A 4051-nucleotide genomic window follows, 5' to 3' on the forward strand; every position below is an offset into this window, starting at 1 on the left:
CAGAAATAATTATTAGTCAAAGTAAAAAATTAAACAATCATATTGAAAAGGTTTTAAATATTGCAAAATCCGACGAAACTTCTTTGGCATTAAATAAAAAACAAATAATGTTACTTCCAATTTTGAATGAAGTTATCGAAAACATGAAGCTCAAACATGAAAATTTAAAAGTTACTATAAATACCATTAAAGATTATTCAATTCTAGCAGATGAATTTCATTTTACTAATATTGTTCATAATTTAATTGATAATTCTATAAAATATTGCGACGAGAATCCTGAAATTAGTATAACAATAATAGAAGAAAAAGGTACTGTTATTTTAGATTTTAAAGATAACGGAATTGGAGTTTCTAATAAAAATATAACCTTTATATTTGATAAATTTTATAGAGTAATCGATAAAAAAAGCATTGAAGTAAATGGTTTTGGTTTAGGATTGTATTATGTAAAAAACATTTGTCGACAACACCATTGGAAGATTACAGCAAAAAACAATTTAGATAAAGGAATAACTATTTCTATTGCAATTCCTAAATAAATAAAAACAAATTAACAAGGATGAGATTGCTTCTGCCACAGCAAACAGGTCTTTCCTCTCAATGAATAGCCATGATAAAATATAAAATACTTTATGCAGAAGATGACGAAACCATCGCGTTTCTTACAAAAGATAATTTAGACCAAAATTATGAAGTTACTCATTGTGATAATGGAGAATTAGCATTAGAAACTTTTAAAAAAGAACATTTTGACATTTGCGTTCTCGATATAATGATGCCAAAAATGGATGGTTTTGAATTGGCAGAAGCTATTAGAAAATTAAATTCTGAAATTCCAATAATTTTTCTTTCTGCTAAAACTTTAAAAGAAGATAAACTAAAAGGATTGCGACTTGGTGCCGATGATTATTTGGTAAAACCATTTTCTATTGAAGAACTATTACTTAAAATTGAAATTTTCTTAAAACGATCTAACAAAACTAGAATCGTAGAAAAAAATTATTATACTGTTGGAAAATACCAATTTGACAACAAAAATTATATTGTATTTACAGATACCGAGAAAATATCACTCACACAAAGAGAATCTGAACTCTTAAAACTATTTTTAGATAATAAAAATGTAGTTATGAAACGTGAAGAAATTCTAAAATCGCTTTGGGGAAATGATGACTATTTTATGGGAAGAAGCTTAGATGTATTTATTTCACGTTTAAGAAAAATTCTTGCAAGCGAAAAAGGAATTGTAATAGAAAACCTTCATGGCATTGGCTTTAGGTTTACAATGGATTAGTTTTTAACTGTTATACAAATTACAATAATAAGTCAAAAGCATTAGATAATAATTCACACTATTTTAACAAAAAAACTTACTCTATATTTGTATTGATAAGTTAAAACAAAATAGCGTGAAAAATATAATCTATATAACTACACTCCTTCTCTTAATCACATTCAACACTATTTCTAATGCTCAAAACATTAGAATAGATAGTTTAAAAAGAGTATTAAATGTTGTAAAAAATGATACTTCTCGAGTTTCAATTTATAACAATTTGGCAAATGAATATAAAGAATCTTATCCCGATTCTACAGGTTTTTATGCCACAAAAGCTGTTGCACTTTCACAAAAAGTAAATTTCAATTTTGGCTTAGCCAATGCTTATATCAATTTAGGTAATTCTAATATTATTCTTGGAAATTATAAAAACGCAAACAATTATTTTATTAAAGCCCAAAATGAATTCGAAAAACTACTTGAAAGCGATTCAAAAAATCTAAAATTTAAAAATGGTTTGGCACGTTTTTGAAGACATCAATCTAGCTGCAACATCAGGAAATCCACCAGTTGGCGGTCATGGAAATGTATTGTTTAAAATAAAATCTAAAAATGATTTGGTTGTTGGTGATAGTGTTTCAAAAACGGCTAATATTTTCTTTGATTATAATGCTCCAATTAATACTGATCCTACAGAAACGATATTCCAAGCATTGAGTAATACAGTATTTAACCTTGATGAAAGTATTGTTCTTTACCCTAATCCTGTAAATTCTATTATCAATATTAATTGTAAGAATAGTATAAAAACGATAGAGTTATATGATGTTCAAGGTAGAATTTTACAAACAATTTTAGAAAATGACAATACATCAACAATTGACATAACAAATAAATCTAACGGAATTTATTTTGTAAAAATTACTACTGAAATTGGTAGTAAAGTTGAAAAAGTGGTTAAGGAATAAGTTAGTAGTTTTTTTAGTTAAAGAGTGAAAAGCGCAAATCAATTGGTTTGCGCTTTTTTATCTTTTTTTGTTATTTCGACGCAGGAGAAATCACGTAACATTAATCACTTTATGCGATTTCTCCTGCGTCGAAATGACAAAATTAAAAATTTATTAATTCTAAAATCACAATACCAACAACCCAAATTCTCTTACAGTATTTATTGGTTTAGAATACCAAAACAATTCAAAATCTTCAAAATTTTGTTCAAAATCGGTTTTAAGTTGACCAAAAGTTATAATTTCATTAGAATAAACAGAAGTTTTTTCTAATGAGTTTATAAACCAATCTGCTTTGTCCTTATCTAAAGAAATATTTACTGACGAAGTTTTATCGTTAAAAGTGAGAATAGAAATTTCATATATATTTCCTTTTTTATTTTTAGAAATAGTATTAACACTTGGCTTTCCTCCTAACCAAACAATTTTTGCTGATGATTTTACTCGATTATGAACTTCATCAACAAAACAATTTTCAATATAATTTGATGAAATTTTAGTTTTCGGAATTTTAAAATCAAACCATTCTTGCAAATTGAATTCAAACCCAATTCCGTGCATAAAATTAAACAAAGATTTTTTCAATCCGAATGAAAATTTATCATGATTAATTCCTGTTTTATCTTTAAAGTTAATATCATTATTGGCAAATGTAATTTCGTTTTGTTCTGGAATTACTCCAAACTGTTCAGGATTCATTCCAACTGGCGAATGAGCAGTCATTGCAAATTGATGCCAAAAACCGCTTTGCAATACTCCAATTTCAAACAGTTGACGAACCATTTCTAAACTATCAACTGTTTCTTGAATGGTTTGTGTTGGATAACCATACATCAAATAAGCATGAACCATAATACCACATTCGGTAAAATTTTTGGTTACTTGTGCCACTTGTTCAACTGTAACTCCTTTATCAATCAATTTTAATAATCTGTCTGACGCAACTTCTAATCCGCCAGAAACTGCAATACAACCAGAGGTTTTTAATAAATAACATAAATCTTGTGTAAAACTTTTTTCAAATCTTATATTGGTCCACCATGAAACTACTAAATTTCTTTTAATAATTTCTAAAGCTACTTCTTTCATCAAAGCTGGCGGTGCAGCTTCGTCTACAAAATGAAAACCATTTTCACCAGTTTGTGCAATCATTTCTTCCATTCTATCAACAAGAAGTTTGGCTGCAACTGGCTCGTATATTTTTATGTAATCTAATGAAATGTCACAAAAAGTACATTTTCCCCAATAACAACCGTGTGCCATGGTAAGTTTGTTCCATCTGCCATCGCTCCACAAACTGTGCATTGGATTGGCAATTTCTATAACTGAAATATATTTATCCAAATACAAATCAGAATAATCTGGAGTTCCAACTTGTGCTTGTTTATAATCTAGTTTTGTGGTGTTGTTTTTATAAATTACTTCGTTGTTTTCAAGTAAAAAAGTTCTTTTGTAAAGCACTTCGATACTTCGGCTTTGCTCAGCACAAGCATGCTCAGTGTGACAAACTGATTCATATAGCAATTCTACAGGCAATTCACCATCGTCTAGCGTAATAAAATCGAAAAAATCAAAAACCCTAACATCTTTTAAATCACGTAACTCGGTATTTGGAAAACCACCACCCATTGAAATTTTAATTTCTGGAAAATGTTTTTTTATAAACTGTGAACAACGAAAAGCACTATATAAATTGCCAGGAAACGGAACCGAAATTAAAACCAATTTAGGTTGCACTTCATTAATTTTTTCTTCAACTATT

The 4051-nt window shown here is 28.2% G+C and carries 6 protein-coding genes; 5 read left to right on the forward strand and 1 reads right to left on the reverse strand.

Going from position 1 to position 4051, the window contains the following annotated elements; all coding sequences use genetic code 11:
* The 5 genes from ACH2BO_RS00990 to ACH2BO_RS01010 all read left to right on the forward strand — a co-directional run.
* The coding region (locus tag ACH2BO_RS00990; protein WP_395042894.1) for a sensor histidine kinase at positions 1-542 on the forward strand (542 nt) is incomplete at its 5' end.
* Between the two features lie 71 nt (positions 543-613).
* The gene (locus ACH2BO_RS00995; RefSeq protein WP_395042895.1) at positions 614-1297 is read left to right on the forward strand and encodes a response regulator transcription factor; all 684 of its coding nucleotides are present in this window, start codon (positions 614-616) and stop codon (positions 1295-1297) included.
* Between the two features lie 115 nt (positions 1298-1412).
* Positions 1413-1814 (forward strand): hypothetical protein, encoded by a 402-nt coding sequence (locus ACH2BO_RS01000; protein ID WP_395042896.1) that lies wholly within the window; start codon positions 1413-1415, stop codon positions 1812-1814.
* Positions 1795-2250 carry a T9SS type A sorting domain-containing protein gene (locus ACH2BO_RS01005; RefSeq protein WP_395042897.1) on the forward strand — a complete coding sequence of 152 codons (456 nt, stop codon included), beginning with the start codon at positions 1795-1797 and terminating at the stop codon, positions 2248-2250. Before ACH2BO_RS01000 ends, ACH2BO_RS01005 begins: the two co-directional genes overlap by 20 nt.
* 37 nt (positions 2251-2287) lie before the next feature.
* Positions 2288-2407, forward strand: a complete 120-nt coding sequence (locus ACH2BO_RS01010) for a GlyGly-CTERM sorting domain-containing protein (RefSeq protein ID WP_395042899.1) — start codon at positions 2288-2290, stop codon at positions 2405-2407.
* A gap of 8 nt (positions 2408-2415) precedes the next feature.
* Here the strand turns inward: ACH2BO_RS01010 and ACH2BO_RS01015 are convergent.
* Positions 2416-4051: B12-binding domain-containing radical SAM protein (locus ACH2BO_RS01015; protein WP_395042898.1), on the reverse strand; the 1636-nt coding region annotated here is incomplete at its 5' end.

The sequence above is a fragment of the Flavobacterium sp. genome (assembly GCF_043773265.1).
Taxonomy (GTDB): domain Bacteria; phylum Bacteroidota; class Bacteroidia; order Flavobacteriales; family Flavobacteriaceae; genus Flavobacterium.